Annotated in this window: 11 protein-coding genes and 1 pseudogene; 9 read left to right on the top strand and 3 right to left on the bottom strand. The window is 29.1% G+C overall.

Features of this window, described 5'->3' with window-relative positions:
- Positions 1-324 (bottom strand): annotated as a pseudogene (locus CD111_RS12355) (MSCRAMM family adhesin SdrC); the annotation flags it as partial.
- A 37-nt stretch (positions 325-361) separates the two neighbouring features.
- On the opposite strand from CD111_RS12355, the gene CD111_RS12350 reads away from it, so the two are divergent.
- The 9 genes from CD111_RS12350 (at position 362) to CD111_RS04320 (ending at position 13,691) form a co-directional block, all read left to right on the top strand.
- Positions 362-577 carry an LPXTG cell wall anchor domain-containing protein gene (locus tag CD111_RS12350; protein WP_142380935.1) on the top strand — a complete coding sequence of 72 codons (216 nt, stop codon included), beginning with the start codon at positions 362-364 and terminating at the stop codon, positions 575-577.
- 143 nt (positions 578-720) lie between these two features.
- Entirely contained in the window at positions 721-1,947 is a 1,227-nt protein-coding gene (secY2, locus tag CD111_RS04355) for an accessory Sec system protein translocase subunit SecY2 (protein WP_095085346.1), read from the top strand.
- Positions 1,948-1,958: 11 nt separating this feature from the next.
- Positions 1,959-3,521 carry an accessory Sec system protein Asp1 gene (gene asp1 / locus CD111_RS04350; RefSeq protein ID WP_095085348.1) on the top strand — a complete coding sequence of 521 codons (1,563 nt, stop codon included), beginning with the start codon at positions 1,959-1,961 and terminating at the stop codon, positions 3,519-3,521.
- Entirely contained in the window at positions 3,511-5,070 is a 1,560-nt protein-coding gene (gene asp2 / locus CD111_RS04345; protein ID WP_095085350.1) for an accessory Sec system protein Asp2, read from the top strand. The genes asp1 and asp2 overlap by 11 nt, the downstream gene beginning before the upstream one ends.
- Positions 5,057-6,004, top strand: coding sequence for an accessory Sec system protein Asp3 (asp3, locus tag CD111_RS04340; RefSeq protein WP_095085352.1), 948 nt, complete (start codon positions 5,057-5,059; stop codon positions 6,002-6,004). The genes asp2 and asp3 overlap by 14 nt, the downstream gene beginning before the upstream one ends.
- On the top strand, positions 5,997-8,387 hold the full coding sequence (gene secA2 / locus CD111_RS04335) for an accessory Sec system translocase SecA2 (RefSeq protein ID WP_095085354.1): 2,391 nt from the start codon (positions 5,997-5,999) through the stop codon (positions 8,385-8,387). Before asp3 ends, secA2 begins: the two co-directional genes overlap by 8 nt.
- A gap of 18 nt (positions 8,388-8,405) precedes the next feature.
- Positions 8,406-9,914, top strand: a complete 1,509-nt coding sequence (gene gtfA, locus CD111_RS04330) for an accessory Sec system glycosyltransferase GtfA (protein ID WP_095085356.1) — start codon at positions 8,406-8,408, stop codon at positions 9,912-9,914.
- Positions 9,907-11,268 carry an accessory Sec system glycosylation chaperone GtfB gene (gtfB, locus tag CD111_RS04325; RefSeq protein ID WP_095085358.1) on the top strand — a complete coding sequence of 454 codons (1,362 nt, stop codon included), beginning with the start codon at positions 9,907-9,909 and terminating at the stop codon, positions 11,266-11,268. Before gtfA ends, gtfB begins: the two co-directional genes overlap by 8 nt.
- Before the next feature lie 260 nt (positions 11,269-11,528).
- Positions 11,529-13,691, top strand: a complete 2,163-nt coding sequence (locus CD111_RS04320) for a bifunctional glycosyltransferase/CDP-glycerol:glycerophosphate glycerophosphotransferase (RefSeq protein ID WP_095085360.1) — start codon at positions 11,529-11,531, stop codon at positions 13,689-13,691.
- Between the two features lie 98 nt (positions 13,692-13,789).
- Here the strand turns inward: CD111_RS04320 and CD111_RS04315 are convergent, their stop codons facing one another.
- On the bottom strand, positions 13,790-15,664 hold the full coding sequence (locus CD111_RS04315; RefSeq protein ID WP_095085362.1) for a glycosyltransferase family 2 protein: 1,875 nt from the start codon (positions 15,662-15,664) through the stop codon (positions 13,790-13,792).
- Positions 15,665-15,677: 13 nt separating this feature from the next.
- A complete protein-coding gene (locus tag CD111_RS04310; protein WP_095085364.1) occupies positions 15,678-16,745 on the bottom strand; it encodes an acyltransferase family protein in 1,068 nt (355 codons plus the stop codon).
- Between the last annotated feature and the right edge of the window lie 267 nt (positions 16,746-17,012).

The following is a 17,012-nucleotide window of genomic DNA, read 5'->3' as shown; positions in this document are numbered from 1 at the left end:
ATCGTTATCGACAAGTACGTCAGAATCTGAAAGTGAATCAACATCATTAAGTGGTTCCGAGAGCGAAAGCACGTCGTTATCGACGAGTACATCAGGATCTGAAAGTGAATCAACATCACTCAGTGGTTCAGAGAGTGAAAGTACATCATTATCGACAAGTACATCAGGATCTGAAAGTGAATCAACATCATTAAGTGGTTCAGAAAGTGAAAGTACATCATTATCGACAAGCACATCAGGATCGGAAAGCATATCAACATCATTGAGTAGCTCAGAGAGTGAAAGTACATCATTATCGACAAGTACATTAGGATCTGAAAGCACTTCAACATCATTAAGTGGTTCAGAGAGCGAAAGTACTATGGGTTTAAGAATTAATTCTGAAATACAGAATGTTACTGATTCTGAGTTATCTAAAAGTGTTAGCAACACTCAAGGATCATTACCTGATACTGGTGAAGCAAAAGAAAGGACAGGTTTGTTTGGTGCAGTATTATCGATGCTAGTTGGGCTAGGTTTAATCAAAAAAACAAGAAAAGATAAAGGTAAAAAGAACGGCAAAGACAAAAGAGTATAATTTATATATACATTAAATGTATGGAATTTATTTGAAGAGGCTAAGATATTATTCATTTGTGGAAATTGATTGATTAATTAATTCCAACTTATTTCAGAATATATTCTTAGCCTTTTGACTTAATGTCAGAAAAAGAGGTTTGTATGATGGGTAACTTAATAGAACTTATATTCAAGAAATATGAATATAAAATCTTATATAAGAGAATGTTGTTTACTTGCTTGATTGTGTTTATTTATATTTTAGGAAGTAATATTTCTATTGTATCTCAAGTACATACAAAAGGTCATGAAGGATCATTTTTTAAAATAGCCATATCAAATATGGGTGGAGATGTAAATAATTTAAATATTTTTACACTTGGACTTGGTCCATGGTTAACAGCAATGATAATGTTCAGTTTAATCTCTTATAGAAATATGGAGAAGTCGATGAAACAAACTCGTGCTGAGAAGAACTATAAAGAGAAATTATTGACTCTATTTTTAGGATTTACACAAGGCTATTTCATCATCCATGAATATGTAAGTAATGATAGAATCCAGACTGATAATATTTTAATTTTATTAATAATATTAGTAACAGGTACAATGTTACTGGTATGGTTAGCAGATCAAAACATAAGGTATGGCATCGCTGGGCCGATGCCGATTGTATTCACGAGTATCATTAAGTCTTTGGTTCATCAAAAATTTGAGCATATTGATGCTAACTTGCTAGTTCTTGTATTGATTGGCTTAATTGTTATATTCACCTTATTTGTGTTGTTGTTTATTGAGCTTGTTGAATATCGTACTAACTATCGAGATGTTATGAATGTTTCACAAAGTAATACAAAGACATATTTGTCATGGAAAATTAATCCAGCAGGAAGCATGGCCATTATGATAAGTATCTCTACATTCGTTATGATTAATGCGTTAGTGAATTTGATTGCGAAAATCATTTTCACGGAGGCTCCATCCAGGTTTGAATGGCTTACATTTGGAAGCCCTATTGGTATAACAATATATATATTGCTACAAATGATATTAAGTTATTTTTTATCGAGATTTTTATTAAATACAAAAGAAAAAGCAAAAATATTTTTGAAAAACGGTAATTATTTTATCAGTGTAAATCCTGGTGAAGAAACAGCTAACTATTTAAATAAAATGGCAAGACGAGTTTGTTGGTTCGGTTCTGTAACAGTGACGCTTATCATAGGAATTCCATTGTATACCACACTGTTAATACCTTCATTAACACAACAGATATACTTTGCAATTCAGCTCATTGTATTAATTTATATTGGAATAAATATTACTGAGACTATACGAACTTATCTATATTTTGATCGATATAAACAGTTTTTAAATAAATATTGGTAAGGGGAGATGTTATGAAGCATTTTATTCCTGCATGGTATAGCGATAGTAGTTGGTGGAAAGATAAGGCTGTACCATTTTATAACAAAAAATTAATGACAGAATTTGATGATATGATTAGTTTAATGAATATGCATGTTGAAAATAATATCGAGATAACATTCATAGTGCTAAATTATATACCTGACTTGCGAACTTTTCTGCATAGACACAATTTATTTGAAGTGTCATATACTTCATTGTTTGATGAAATTCAAGGTTTTCATCATAGTACACCTAAAGCTATTGACTATCGTGACTTAGATTGGCCAGAAAATACAGAGTTTGTATTTACACCATATTTAATAAAGTGTATTACAAGTACGTTGTCATATTCGAATATATATTTTAATCAGGATGGTTATATTGTTTGGATTGAAGATTTCGAAAATGATACGAAGAAACGTCGATATTTATTTGATGACCGTGGTTGGCTATCAGCTATGAGAACATTTGATGATAAAGGAAATGAACTTGAACAACACTACATGACAATTGATGGGGATTGTATTTTAATCGAAAATATTCGTGATGGTAGTATATCTGTAAATGATAAATATAAGCATCGATTTAATAAAGAAAAATATGACAACATGTCAGAGTTTGTAGAAGAGCAATTAAGTAAATATGTGAGATACCAATTCAATAATGGAGATATAGTTATTGCTGCATCAGATATACGTCATAATAAGATTATTTCAAATCAAGTAAGAAATGAAAACTTATGTTTTACAATTTTTACTGGTAGGAATAAAAATTTATCAGAAAAAGAATTGGAGTTTATAAGAAAAGGGAAATACTGGTTAGTGGATAGCCAAGTAAATGAATATGCTCTCATGAATTATAGAAATCATCATGCATTAAATAATCAAATGATGATGATAACACCATATGATACACAAGTTTTACCAAATAGGAGCAGCCAAACATATGAAACATATATTGGATTATGGATTGATGGCTTAACGGATACAGACATACATCAAGTTTTACAAATCATGATTCAGTATTTAAAAAATAATGAAGGATATAGATTGATATTACTAACGAGAGAAGATTTAATGAATGTGTCTATTTGGATAAAAGAAGAAATTATAGCAATTAATAGTAAGTTCAATGATTTTGATAGTGAATCTGACGGTGTTCAATTATTTATTGAAGAAGATCATGTGGATATAGAGCTAATTAAAATAAAACACGTACCTTATGAAATAGATTTGATTGAAACAATATCTATTCTAAGAGTTATGATTGATTTAAATATAGAGCCCGATTTATATTTACAAATTTGTAGTATAAGTGCGGGAATACCTCAAATAAATATAAGTAAAACGGATTATGTTAAAAATAGAGTTAATGGGTACATCATTACAAGTAAAGAAGAAATTCTATCTGCTTTAGATTACTTCTTACTGCATTTAAAAAATTGGAATTATTCATTTGCTTATTCAATCAAATTAGTTGATGAATATTCTTCATTTAATATTGTACAAAAGTTAAATCGTTTAATTGAAGGTGATGTATTAAATGACAAATAAATTTAAAGCACTTCAAATTGGTGGTAATGATTTAGAACTTTTATTTCGAGATAAAACAAATGTGGATTGGGATTATCTTAATCCAACTTTATTTACTTTAGAAAATGACTATAAAGATTCTATAAATGCTGTAATCAAAGAAAGAGGTGATTTTGATTTAGTATTTATACAATCAAGTTATTCTAATGAATTGATTGATGTGCTTCATATAGTTAGTACACCTTATAATACCTATATAGACCAATTTTATTGGAATGAGAAATTTGAAAGTGAATCTATTGTGAAGAAGAATATAATTCGACCTTTCAAGTATACATCAGAATATGAATTACAAGAAAAATTAAAGGCTGTTACATTTATAGGACAATATGGTGATAAAATTTATCCTAAAGATGGCATAATTAATCCAAATATAAACGCTCAAGTGGAATATTTAGGTAATAAGTCTTTAAGAATAAAAGGAGATTTTGGCGAGCGATTGAGACCAATATTTTCATGGAAGCGTAACCTTGTTTATGATAAAGAAAAGGTTATTCAAATATGGCCAGAATTTAGAGTCGAAGGTGCAATTGAATTAGAATACACATTTAGAATTATTCAGAGTGGATCAATAGATAAAATTATAGACAAGATAGTGTTATCACATGATGAACTCATTAATCCATTTGAAATTAAAAGAATGCCTTTTGATGCAAATATTTCAGTATCGATAAAAGCTAAAGGTAGTGGCGTTATTGAAATTGGTGCAATACATAAAAGGTGGTCTAGGTTAGAGATGGGGGAATTTTTATTTGGTGGAGAAAGGTATGTAGATAATCAAAGAGAAGAGTTTATATATTACTTTAATCCAGGTGATTTAAAACCGCCATTGAACATTTATTTTAGTGGATACAGAACTGCTGAAGGTTTTGAAGCATATTATATGATGAAAGATTTGGGGGCTCCTTTTTTATTGATTGCTGATCCAAGAATAGAAGGAGGGGCATTTTATTTAGGTTCGAAATCCTATGAACAAGCTATTAAAAATATAATAAAAGAAAAAATGGAATATTTAGGATTTAGTGAAAAACAACTTATACTTTCTGGACTTTCAATGGGTTCATTTGCTGCTTTATATTATGGTGCTCAATTGGGCCCCTTAGGAATAGTCGTAGGTAAACCATTAGTTAATATAGGAACAATAGCAGATAATATGAAATTGCTAAGGCCAGAAGAATTTGGAACTGCGTTAGATGTACTTTTAGCAAACGAAGGAAATATTTCTCCAAAGCATATTAAAAGTATGAATGATAAATTTTGGAATATCTTTAAAAAGACGAATCTTAAAGATACTATATTTGCAATAGCATATATGGAACAAGATGATTACGATACAAACGCATTTAGCGAATTATTGCCCATTCTAACAAATCAACAAGCAAGAGTTATGAGCAGAGGTGTTCCTGGTAGACATAACGATGACTCACCAACTATAACAAATTGGTTTATTAACTTTTATGATATTATTCTAAATAGTAAATTTGGGAGAATAAAATATGAGCGTAAATAATAAATTTGAAATACTGTGGAAACAAGTGAATACTTCTACATTTATGTATGGAACAAAGCTTTCATTTACAAGTGAAGGTACTAGTTTTAAGAATGAATTAATGCCTTCTGGGATATTAATACATGAGTGGCAAATGATCACACATTACCCAACAGATAAAGAGGGGCCAATGTTACCTATACTACAAAGAGGGGAAGTGTATAATTTCATCTTCGATTTTGATGTAATTCCTAAAGGCTCTGTATATTTCAAAATAATTTTCTATCATAAGAATGGCACAAAAATTGATAAGAAAATTATTCGGGATAAGGAATGTAAAGTTATGTTTCCCCAAAATGCATTTTCATACAAAGTTCAAATGATAAATGCAGCTTCAGAAAGTTTAATATTTAGAAAAATAATAATTGAGGATCGACAAGAAGAAAAAAGAAAAAAAGAAAATACATATTTATCAAATATGTATAATCATTCCCAATCTAAAATAGTTAATGTAATATTCGTGGAACCATTTTTGCAGGATTATGTTTTATCTTCTTTTGCAACCCAGAATATTCAAAATGTTGTGGAAGTTCGAAAGTGGTATGATTCCTCAATGATTAGCAATATATATAGAATTGAAGAAGAAATTAGGAATTTAGCCTATGATGAAATTCATTGTATAGGCTATGGACCAAAATCAAACGAAGTAGCAGAAATAATAGGTCTAATCTTTGGAGGAAAAGTTTTCACAACGTTTCACCAATCAAGAAATGTATTTGATCAACTTGAATCTTTTCGAACAGTTAATACTAGAAATAAATATATAAAACCATTCATTTATGTCAATCATCCAGATGATATAGAAAGACACCCGGTCTCGCCTCTTGTTAATTTTGCACGGTATTTACAATACTTAGATGTCAAGTTGCTGAATAGTGGAGGTGCAAATGAATAATCAAATTAATTCAGTAATTAATAATATGAGAATTAAAAAGTTAAAAAAAACACTAGATAATATTAACAAATGGAGTTCTATTTATGAGGAATACTCAAACGAAAATTTGCAAAAATTGACTCAAATTTTTAAATTGAGGTTAAAGCAAAGTGACGAAGAATTAGATGACCTCCTCCCTGAAGCATATGCACTTGTGAGGGAAGCGAGTAAGCGAATTTTAGGTTTATATCCAAAAGAAGTACAAGTTCTAGGAGCAATTGTTTTGCATGAAGGTGATATAGCTGAAATGCAAACAGGAGAGGGAAAAACATTAACTGCTACAATGCCACTTTATTTAAATGCATTAAGCGGTGGAAGCGTATACCTCATCACAACAAATGATTATCTTGCCAAACGAGACTTTAATGAAATGAAACCATTATATGAATGGTTAGGTTTAACAACATCATTAGGGTTTGTAGATATTCAAGATTATGAATATGCAAATGGTGAAAAAAAAGAAATTTATCAAAATGATATAATTTATACGACGAATGGACGATTAGGATTCGATTATTTAATAGATAACTTGGCAGATAGTATTGAAGGGAAGTTTCTTCCGGAATTAAATTATGGAATTATTGATGAAGTGGATTCTATAATACTAGATGCTGCCCAAACACCACTTGTCATATCGGGTGCGCCAAGAGTTCAGTCCAATTTATTTCATATTGTTAAAGTATTTGTTGAAACTTTGGAAGAGAAATATCACTTTGAAGTCAAAAGAGAAAAAAAAGAAATATGGTTAACTGAAAAAGGTATAAAAGCAGCAAATAAATATTTTAAAGTTGAAAATATTTATGATGAGCCTTTTTTTGATTTAGTTAGAAATATTATACTCGCATTACGAGCGAAATATTTATTTGAATATAATTTAGATTATTTTATTTACAAAGGTGAAGTAGTTCTAATTGATAGGATAACTGGACGTATGTTACAAGGTACGAAACTTCAGTCAGGGCTACATCAAGCTATTGAATCAAAAGAAGAATTAAAAATATCTACGGATATGAGTGTTATGGCAACCATTACATTTCAAAATTTATTTATGCAATTCAAAGTATTTTCAGGGATGACAGCTACAGGTAAATTAGGAGAGAAAGAGTTCTATGATTTATATTCTAAAGTAGTAATTCAAATTCCCACAGATAAACCAATAAAACGTATAGATCAAGAAGATCGGGTATTTAAAACTATTGAAGATAAAAATATGGCGATTATTAAAAAGGTTAAATCATTACATGTCAAAAAACGTCCGGTCTTATTGATTACTAGAACTGCAGAAGCAGCAGAATTTTTCTCGAAGAAATTTTTTCAAATGGAAATTCCAAATAATTTATTGATTGCTCAAAATGTTGCTAAAGAAGCCCAAATGATTTCAGAAGCAGGCCAATTATCAGCTGTTACGGTTGCGACGAGTATGGCAGGTAGAGGTACGGATATCAAAATTAAAGATGATGTACGTGAACTTGGAGGTCTTGCAGTGATTATAAATGAACATATGGAGAATAGTCGTGTAGATCGACAATTACGTGGACGATCAGGTCGACAAGGTGATCCAGGAACATCACAGATATATATTTCACTTGAAGATTATCTTGTTAAACGCTGGGTTGATAGTAATCTAAATGAAAATAAAAAAATTGCAAATATAGATTCAAAGAGGTTGGAACAAAGTAGAATGTTTCAGAGAAAAGTAAAAAAAGTGGTATCTAAAGCCCAACGTTTATCTGAAGAGCAAGGCCTGATATCTCGGGAAATGGCTAATGAATTTGAGAAAAGTATTAGTACTCAAAGAGAAATTGTCTATGAAGAACGTAATAGAATTTTGAATAAAAAAGATATTGATCGCTTAAATTTTGATAGCATAGCACAAGATGTTTTTAAATATGATGTAGCTATAATGGAGAATATAACAAAAGAATCATTGAGTGAATATATATATAAACACATTAGCTTTCAATTGAAACGAGATATGTCTCAACTTGATTTAAATGATAGACAAGAAATAGTGAACTATTTGGTAGAAACATTTAATAATCAGTTAACAGACAATAAATCACGCATTCCAAATGATGACATTTATACAAGGTTTGTTCAAAAATGTATATTAAAATCGATTGATACATCTTGGATTGCTCAGGTTGACCATCTTCAACAACTTAAAGCAAGTGTTCAAAACAGACAGAATGGACAACGTAATTCAATATTTGAGTATCATAAAGTTGCTCTAGAATCTTTTGAAGAAATGGGTAAACAAATTAAAGGGAAGATTATTAAGAATCTTTGTCAAAGTATTATCACTTATGATAAGGATGGAAATTTAATTGTACATTTCCCTTAAAATATGAGGAGTAATAACGTGACAATTTATAATATTAATTTTGGTATTGGTTGGGCAAGTAGTGGAGTTGAATATGCTCAAGCGTATCGAGCTAAGTTGCTTCGAAAAATAGACAATGATACGAAATTTATTTTTTTAGATTTTATTCAATATGAAAACATACAAACTTTAACAAATCATATTGGATTTCTAGATGAAGAAATTATATGGCTGTACCAGTATTTTACTGACATTAAAATTTCACCTACTATTTATACGATAGATAATCTTAAACAAGATATAGGGTTAGATGTTACTTATGAAGAACATATAGATAAAATTAAACGACTGTATTTAGGCAGCAAACATACCTATGTAACATGTTTTTTAAAAAATAGCGAAGAAGATATAGTTGATCGTGCAGAATTTGTCGTAAACAATATACTAATTAGAAAAGATTTCTACAGTTACGTAAGAATTTTTTCTGAATATTATGCACCATATGATAATAAAGCTAAACTATATATGAGGCAGTTCTATAATGAAGATGGCACGATTGCTTACAACGAATATATTGACGATGATTCTGTTCTATATTCAATTAAGGAAGTGAAATTATATAGTAAAGCGGAATTTGTAGCATATTTTATAAAAAAATTAAATTTAACATTTGATGATATTATAATACTTGATCGTGCAACTCATATTGGGCAAGCAGTGTTACAAAATAAAGGTAATAGTCATGTTGGAGTTGTGATTCATGCTGAACATTTTAGTGAAAATTCAACAAATGATATGCATATACTTTGGAATAATTATTATGAGTATCAGTTTTCAAATGCAAAAGAAATCGATTTTTTTATTACAGCAACTGAATTACAAGAACAAATACTAAGAGAACAATTTGAAAAATATTATAATTTTATTCCAAGAATAAGAACAATACCTGTTGGTTTTTTAGAAGAATTAAAGTACCCCAAACATTGTCGGAAACCATATTCAATGATAAGTGCATCACGATTGGCAAGTGAGAAACATGTTGATTGGCTAGTATTAGCAGCTATTAAAGCCAAAACATATATACCAGAATTATCACTTGATATATATGGAGAAGGTGCTGAAAAAGCAAATTTAGAAAAAATTATAAATGAACATGATGCTAACAGTTATATAAAATTAAAAGGGCATACTAAATTAGATGATATTTACGCTGATTATAGACTTTTTGTATCTGCATCGACCAGTGAAGGATTTGGATTGACATTAATGGAGGCCGTTGGTTCAGGGTTAGGTATGATAGGATTCGATGTTAATTATGGAAATCCAACATTTATTAGAGATAACCAAAATGGCTATTTAATACCTCTTTCTCTTAAAAACAATGAGAAAAAAGAAATTGTCAATAAGCTTTCTGAATATATGGTTAAATATTTTAAAGATGATCTAGTGAATGCTCAAAATATATCTTATGAAATTGCAGGATTATTTACGAAGCATCATATAGAAGAACGTTGGAGAAGTTTAATTAAAGAGGTGTTATATGATTAATTTATTTGAATATTTTGATTCAAAAACAAAAACATTACTTGAATCATTGCAATTATCAGGTCACAACCATTTAACTATCGTCATGGAGGATGATGGATTTTTGCCTGATAATATCTGTACACCGTATCGTTTTTTTTCAAATAATAGAATCACGCAGTATAATAAGCCGAGATTTTTTAATGATATTGATATTCCACAATATTGGGAAATTGAAGGTAATAATGAGATAGCATGGATTAAAAATATGGGAGAAGTTAAAGGGAAAATAATATATAAACAACATTTTAAATATAGAGTCGTTAAGGATGTTGAATGGTTTGATAATCAAGGTCGTGTTAGATTTATTGACCATTATACGAAAGAGGGTATTCAATTTTCTCAAACGATTATGGATATTAATGGAACCCCCATATTAAAAAAATACAAGGATCAACAAGGTAAAGAAATCATATATGAAAATTATATAACAAATGATATTGTTGTAGAATGGCAAGGAAAATCTTATTTCTTTGATAATAAGTCAGCTTTTATAATGTTTTTATTAAAAATAATGAACATTGACCAAAATACCTTTTTAATAAATTCTTTATCTACACCTTTTACAGTGTTATATAACTTGCAAAGGCCTGGGAATGATGTATTGTATTGGCAAGAACATTGTGGAGGAGATATCCCGGGTAATATGAAGTTAATTTGGGGAAACACAATGGTCCGCAAAGTAAATATTATAGTGCCTGAACGTGCAGAATATGACTTAATTATGCAGAATATCGATGAGGGTGCGAAGAAACATCTTAATTTAGGAGGCTATATATATCATTATCATAAAAAGAATAATTACTCGAACAATGTATTAACTATGACAAATTCTGATCAACTAGCGAATATTGAAACGATAATACAAAAATGTCCAGAAATTATTTTTTATATAGGTGCAGTGACTGAAATGTCTTCGAAACTTACATCCTTAGAAAAATATTCAAATGTAAAGTTATTTCCTACAATTGATAAAACTACAATTGAAGCATTATATAATAAATGTGATGTATATTTGGATATTAACGATGGCGGTGAAATATTAAATGCTGTAAGTAAAGCATTCAAATATGACATGTTAATTGTCGGGTATGAAAACATTGCGCACAATGTTGCATTCACATTACCGGAATTATTAGTTACAAAAGAAAATCAATCGCAAGAATTGATAAATATATTAAAAAAAATATATAAAGATGATAAGAACTTTTTAACTCTACATTCAATGCAAAAAAAATATACAAATGAAATAAGTGTGAATAAATTTAATCGAATATTTGAAGAAAGCATCAATAAGAAACCTCATTCTGAAAAATAAATTTAGAATGAGGTTTCTTATTGATTTTAAAGATTATTTACAGTAGAAATATTGGTTAAAATATTAATATAATCGCATTATTTTTACAGTTGTTAATCGAAATATTTAATTTTTCTCTAAAATGCGTGTATAATTGATAGGCAACTTAAAATTTTTTAATATTTATACTTTTAATAGTGTAATATATTGGGTATTTGATAATATATGTTAGACTTTTGTTTGGCAAAATATTATAAACTGTTTTAACCAAGGAGATAAACATGAATAAATTAACTGTAGTAACTACTTATTACAATAACGAAGAACATATAAAAGACTGTATAAATAGTCTTAAAAAACAACGAAACCAAAATTTTAATTTAATACTAGTGGATGATGGATCAACTGATGAATCTACGAATATCTTGAATCATGAACTTCAAGATTATGATAAAGAAATTAACATAATCAAGTTAGATCATAACCAAGGACATGCTCACGCAAGAAACATTGCATTAGATAATGTTGAAACTGAGTATGTTATGTTTTTAGATGCAGATGACCAATTAGCAACATATGCTATAGAATTTTATTTAAACAATGTTAATGGATTAGATGGTTTAATTGCACCAATCCATAAATTCACGCTTAATAAACCACAATATGTTGATAAAGATAAAGTAAGATTAGAATATTTATCTCAAAAATCAAACCCTAATTCATTCTTAAGAAAAAATTCAGTATGTAATATTTTATTTAAAAACGCTATTATTCAAGCGCATAACATAAGATTTAATGAAGAACTAGAAATTTTTACTGATGCATCATTTGTATTAGATTATATAAATTATGCAGAAAGGTTTGTTAGAGTTTTTGACTTTCCATTTTACTTCCGTGGAGAAGTCTATGACCCATTCTATGGTAATACATTGAGTGACCAAGATTTTATATTTACTTTTGGTGATTATGTGAAAAGTTTTTATGATTCAATGGAACGTACACATAATAAAAAAGTTAAAAACTTCTTAATTGAAAAAATGAAAAAAGAAATCAAGTTAGGATTTGACCCATCATTAAGAGATATTGAAACGAGATATAATGCACTTGAGGAAACATTGGTAAAAGTTGTAAAAAGTATAAAATGGGATATATTCAAAGATGCTAAAGTTCTATATAATTTAGAAATATTATTCTTATCTATGGATGCGGTTGATAATGCTAAATATATTAATAACTTGAGAAATATTTCAAGACATGTGAAAAATATTGTACAAAATAATAAACTTAAAAATAGATCAATGTATCAACTTACGGATAAGGAATCGAGTGTAAACCCAAACACTATAATTTTCGAATCATTTGGTGGAAAGAATTATAGTGATAGTCCGAAATATGTTTATGAATATATGCAAGAAAATTATCCGCAAATGAATTATTATTGGGCACTTTCAAATCCTGAGAATAGCGTGATACCAGGTAATGCAATAAAAGTTAAAAAAGGCTCAAAAGAATACTATGATGCGTATTCAAATGCTAAATTCTGGGTTTCTAACGCAAGATTACCATTATTTTTAAATAAAAAAGAAAACCAAACTTATATTCAGACATGGCACGGAACACCGCTAAAACGATTAGCAAATGATATGAAGAGTGTTAGAATGCCGAAAACAACGACTGCAAATTATAAGAAAAACTTTAATTTGGAGACATCTAGATGGGACTACTTAGTTTCACCTAATCATTATTCAACTAATATTTTTAAATCTGCTTTTTGGATGAATGAAGAAGACATTTGGGAAATTGGATACCCTAGAAATGATATCTTAATAAATAAACAAAATGACAAAGAGTTACAAGATAAAATTAAAAAAGATTTGAATTTACCTGAAGGCAAGAAAGTGATTATGTATGCACCAACTTGGAGAGATGATGAATTTATTAAGAAAGGTAAATATTCATTTGATCTTAAAATCAACTTAGAAAATTTACAAAAAGAATTAGGCGATGAATATGTTATTTTATTAAGAATGCATTACTTAATTTCAAATGCATTAGACCTAAACGGATTTGAAGAATTTGCAATCGATGTTTCTAATTATAATGACATATCAGAACTTTATTTGATTACAGACGCATTAATTACTGATTATTCATCAGTTATGTTTGATTTTGGTATTCTAAAACGTCCTCAGTTCTTCTTTGCTTATGACATTGAAAAATATGAAAGTGGGCTAAGAGGCTTCTATATGGATTATATGAATGACTTACCAGGTGAAATTATTACGGATGAATTTAAATTAGCAGAAGAGTTAAAAGTGATTGATGAACATAAAGTTAAGTATCACGACAAAATAGAAGCATTTTATGATAAATTCTGTTCATTAGAAAAAGGTGAATCATCTAAATTTATAGGTGACTATATTTATAAACATTCAAAAGAATAAAGAAAACAAAAAAGTAGTGACGCATTTTACATCAGTAAAATGCGTCACTACTTTTTTGTTTAATAAAATTTCACTTAATGAACAAGTGGATTCATTCGTTATGATTTAATAACGTCTACAAAATCCTTATTGGCAGTTACATAATGTCCATCTTCGGTAACTAGGCGGGGTGTTGAATTATTTGTGTAAATAATGTTGTTAATCTTTAATGTATCTCCCGCATTTAGTTTCTTAATAGGTTCTTTAGTAAAGCTTCTCGTATCATATAATTTACATGCTTTTATGACTTTAACTTGTTTAGGAACAGTCGTTATATATTTATCGAGGTTATTCGTATCGAATAATGTAACAAATTTCTTATTGGCAGTTATTAAACTTCCATCCTCTAATACTAATCTTGGCGTGCCATTTGATGAATATTGTATAGATATTGGTTCTAACTTAGCACCAGGCTCTAATGTATCAATCGCATCATTAAACTCAAGGTCGCGATACAATTTGATTTTCTTAGTTGCAATAATTGGTCCTGAAATTTGAGTGAAATATTTCGGTTGAATTGCTTTTTTCTGTTTTTGTGTAAACTCTAATTTAAAACTTTGTCGTTTCATCTTGTATAAAGCGTTGTTACTAGGGTAGGATGCGTAAACGATTGCTGTACCGATATCGTTAAAGTTAATGCGTATGTTAACGTCGGAGCTTCCTACTTTAGTAAATGCTTGTTGTTTGATATAAACTTTGTCATTACGGTATTCGAAATCTATAAATTGTGATTTTGTTACGTTGTTCACTTCAACGATGTTCACAGAATTAATATTGAAATGATCATCAGTCAGCATGTGAATGACATCATACATTTCACCATCAATGAATTGTGTACCAAGGTAAACTGGGTAACACGCAATTGGAATTGGTTTAAAGCTGTCGTAATGACGCTCTAAAGTTTTGTAAACTGTACCGTCTTCGATGAATAAATGCCAACGACCATGTACAACATCACTAATAAAGTTTATTAAAGCGTCTTTATCTTGTTGTTTATATAAATGATACATCGTAATGAAAATTTTGTTGTTTATAAACTGTTGCATGTTAAATCCATGATTGTTCAAGATTGCTTCAACATCTGATATAACGTTAAAAAATTCTGCTTTATTATCAGATTTCAAGAATGTTTTAGTATGAAGTAGTCTTCTGAAGAAGTCTACTTCAATCATTCTCGATAATGCCATTTCTTTAAGTGATAAAGGTATGTCCATTTCACAAATTCTTTCTGTAATACCTTTATTTATATATCCTTTATCTAATACGGATGTTTCTTGTACTAGAGATAAGTTTTCATCTAATCGATTAACATGGTACATAGGTAGTGTAGACATTGTAATGTTTTCAACTTTAGAAATAAGTTGAGTGAAAAACAACTTATCTTCACCAAACTTCATATGTTCAAATTCTAATTGATTATTTATGACTATTTCACGTTTAAATACTTTACCCGGTGGACCTACTGCTCTAAAAATCTTCTCAATATCGGTTGGTTTCATATGAGATGCATCTTTGTATGAAGTAAATTTAGCATGATAAGTAACTGATTTATTCGTATGTTTAAAACTAGCTGCTAAACCGAAATCTGCATTATCTTCATTTACTTTAGCAATAAATTTTGGGAACCCTTCTATATCTAGCCAATCGTCAGCATCTAACAAAGTAATATATTTGCCTGTAGCTTCTTTGATGCCGACATTTCTTGGTGTAGAGGGACTACCTGTATTTGTTTCAAGTTGTATAACTTTAATAAACGCATATTGTTCTGCATATTTTTTTACAATTTGTAGTGAACTATCAGTTGAACAATCATCTACAAATATCGCTTCAATTTCATTGTGATCAATGTTTAAGTTAATCAATGATTCGATACAACTTGTTAGAAAGTCCTCTTTATTATATAAAGGTACAATGATAGAGACTATTTTTTTCATCTATGTTTCTCCTTTAGTCTACTAAGTTATTTTTATAGCTTTTATAAAACGATGAATATTCGACTCGGGCAATACCTCCTACTATATATTTACCGTATTTGGATAAATTTAGTAAATATGCTATACATATTGAGAATACCACAGTTATCGTAAATGTGAACAATATATTCAATTCGGGCTCTTCATGTAATTTTCCTAATCTGTGAACGATAAAGTAATGAATTAAATAAATACAGAATGAATAATTACTGATAAAGATAAAGAACTTCGGCACATACTTAGTATAAGATGATAATAAGAAAAATAGAAGTATAATCATCGTGACGTAAATAGGGGTATCTATACGTTTTGAATCAACGAGCGTTATCCAACCTGAAAAGTAATTAAACAGAGTAAATAAAGTGACACCTAAAGTTCCTAGAACAATTTGAATGGTATATCGTTGAATATTTTTCATGAATGTTTCATAGTGATAGCCCATGTAAAACCCTAATAAGAAATAACTGAGCCATCCAATGAAGATCATCCATCCTTCTCGACCCCACATCCAATTGAAAAATACAGAGTTAGAAGGTTCAAAGAATATTCGAATACCCCAGAATAAACTCGTGATAACAATTGAATAACATGTTATTTTTATTGGATTTAACTTTACTAAATATTTAGCAAACAACATGTGTAATGCATAAAATTGAAAAATAATCACAATAAAGTAAGTTAAAGTACCACCGTGAAACATCATGAATTTTACCGATTCAATATACTCTTGAAAATTACTAGGATCTCCAAATACGTATGCCAGTCCAAGGTTGATAAATATGTATGGAATACCTAAAGTAAGTAATTTTTGCTTAATAAAACCAGGTTTAACTTTAGTTTTGTATTGTTTTGCTAGCAAAAATTCTGATATAAAAACAAACATCGGCGTAGCATACAGTATCAGTAATTGAGTACTACGTAATAAATCTCCTTCATTTGGCATATCAAATTTGTAAAACGTAGTTGTTATTGTATGAATCATGACAATACTTAAGCATGCAATTGCTCTCATCCAGAAGATGACAGACGTATAAACTTTCATAATGATGCTCCTTTATTTCCATACCAAATAATTATTCACATTAGTTTTTTAATTGATATAAATTTGTTTAATAAGGAATATTACCATAGAATATCTATCAGAAAAGTCAAAATCTATTTTTGTGATAAAAAGTTCGATTTTGTGGGAATAATTGTAAGAGATTAAACAAAAATACTTATAAAAAATCATATTGTGTATAAATTTCAAAAAAATGACTAATGTTATTTGTTGGAGATTGTTTTATACTATATCTATATAGATAAAAAG

The organism is Mammaliicoccus stepanovicii, from assembly GCF_002902525.1.
Lineage (GTDB): Bacteria > Bacillota > Bacilli > Staphylococcales > Staphylococcaceae > Mammaliicoccus > Mammaliicoccus stepanovicii.
The sequence above is the reverse complement of the archived record's forward strand: the minus strand, read 5'-3'. Positions and strand labels throughout refer to the sequence as shown.

Excerpts from the sequence above, each read along its gene's own strand:
- CD111_RS12350 (WP_142380935.1), top strand. The coding sequence starts at position 362 with ATGGGTTTAAGAATTAATTCTGAAATACAGAATGTTACTGATTCTGAG.
- secY2 (WP_095085346.1), top strand. The coding sequence starts at position 721 with ATGATGGGTAACTTAATAGAACTTATATTCAAGAAATATGAATATAAA.
- asp1 (WP_095085348.1), top strand. The coding sequence starts at position 1,959 with ATGAAGCATTTTATTCCTGCATGGTATAGCGATAGTAGTTGGTGGAAA.
- asp2 (WP_095085350.1), top strand. The coding sequence starts at position 3,511 with ATGACAAATAAATTTAAAGCACTTCAAATTGGTGGTAATGATTTAGAA.
- asp3 (WP_095085352.1), top strand. The coding sequence starts at position 5,057 with ATGAGCGTAAATAATAAATTTGAAATACTGTGGAAACAAGTGAATACT.
- secA2 (WP_095085354.1), top strand. The coding sequence starts at position 5,997 with ATGAATAATCAAATTAATTCAGTAATTAATAATATGAGAATTAAAAAG.
- gtfB (WP_095085358.1), top strand. The coding sequence starts at position 9,907 with ATGATTAATTTATTTGAATATTTTGATTCAAAAACAAAAACATTACTT.
- CD111_RS04320 (WP_095085360.1), top strand. The coding sequence starts at position 11,529 with ATGAATAAATTAACTGTAGTAACTACTTATTACAATAACGAAGAACAT.
- CD111_RS04315 (WP_095085362.1), bottom strand. The coding sequence starts at position 15,664 with ATGAAAAAAATAGTCTCTATCATTGTACCTTTATATAATAAAGAGGAC.
- CD111_RS04310 (WP_095085364.1), bottom strand. The coding sequence starts at position 16,745 with ATGAAAGTTTATACGTCTGTCATCTTCTGGATGAGAGCAATTGCATGC.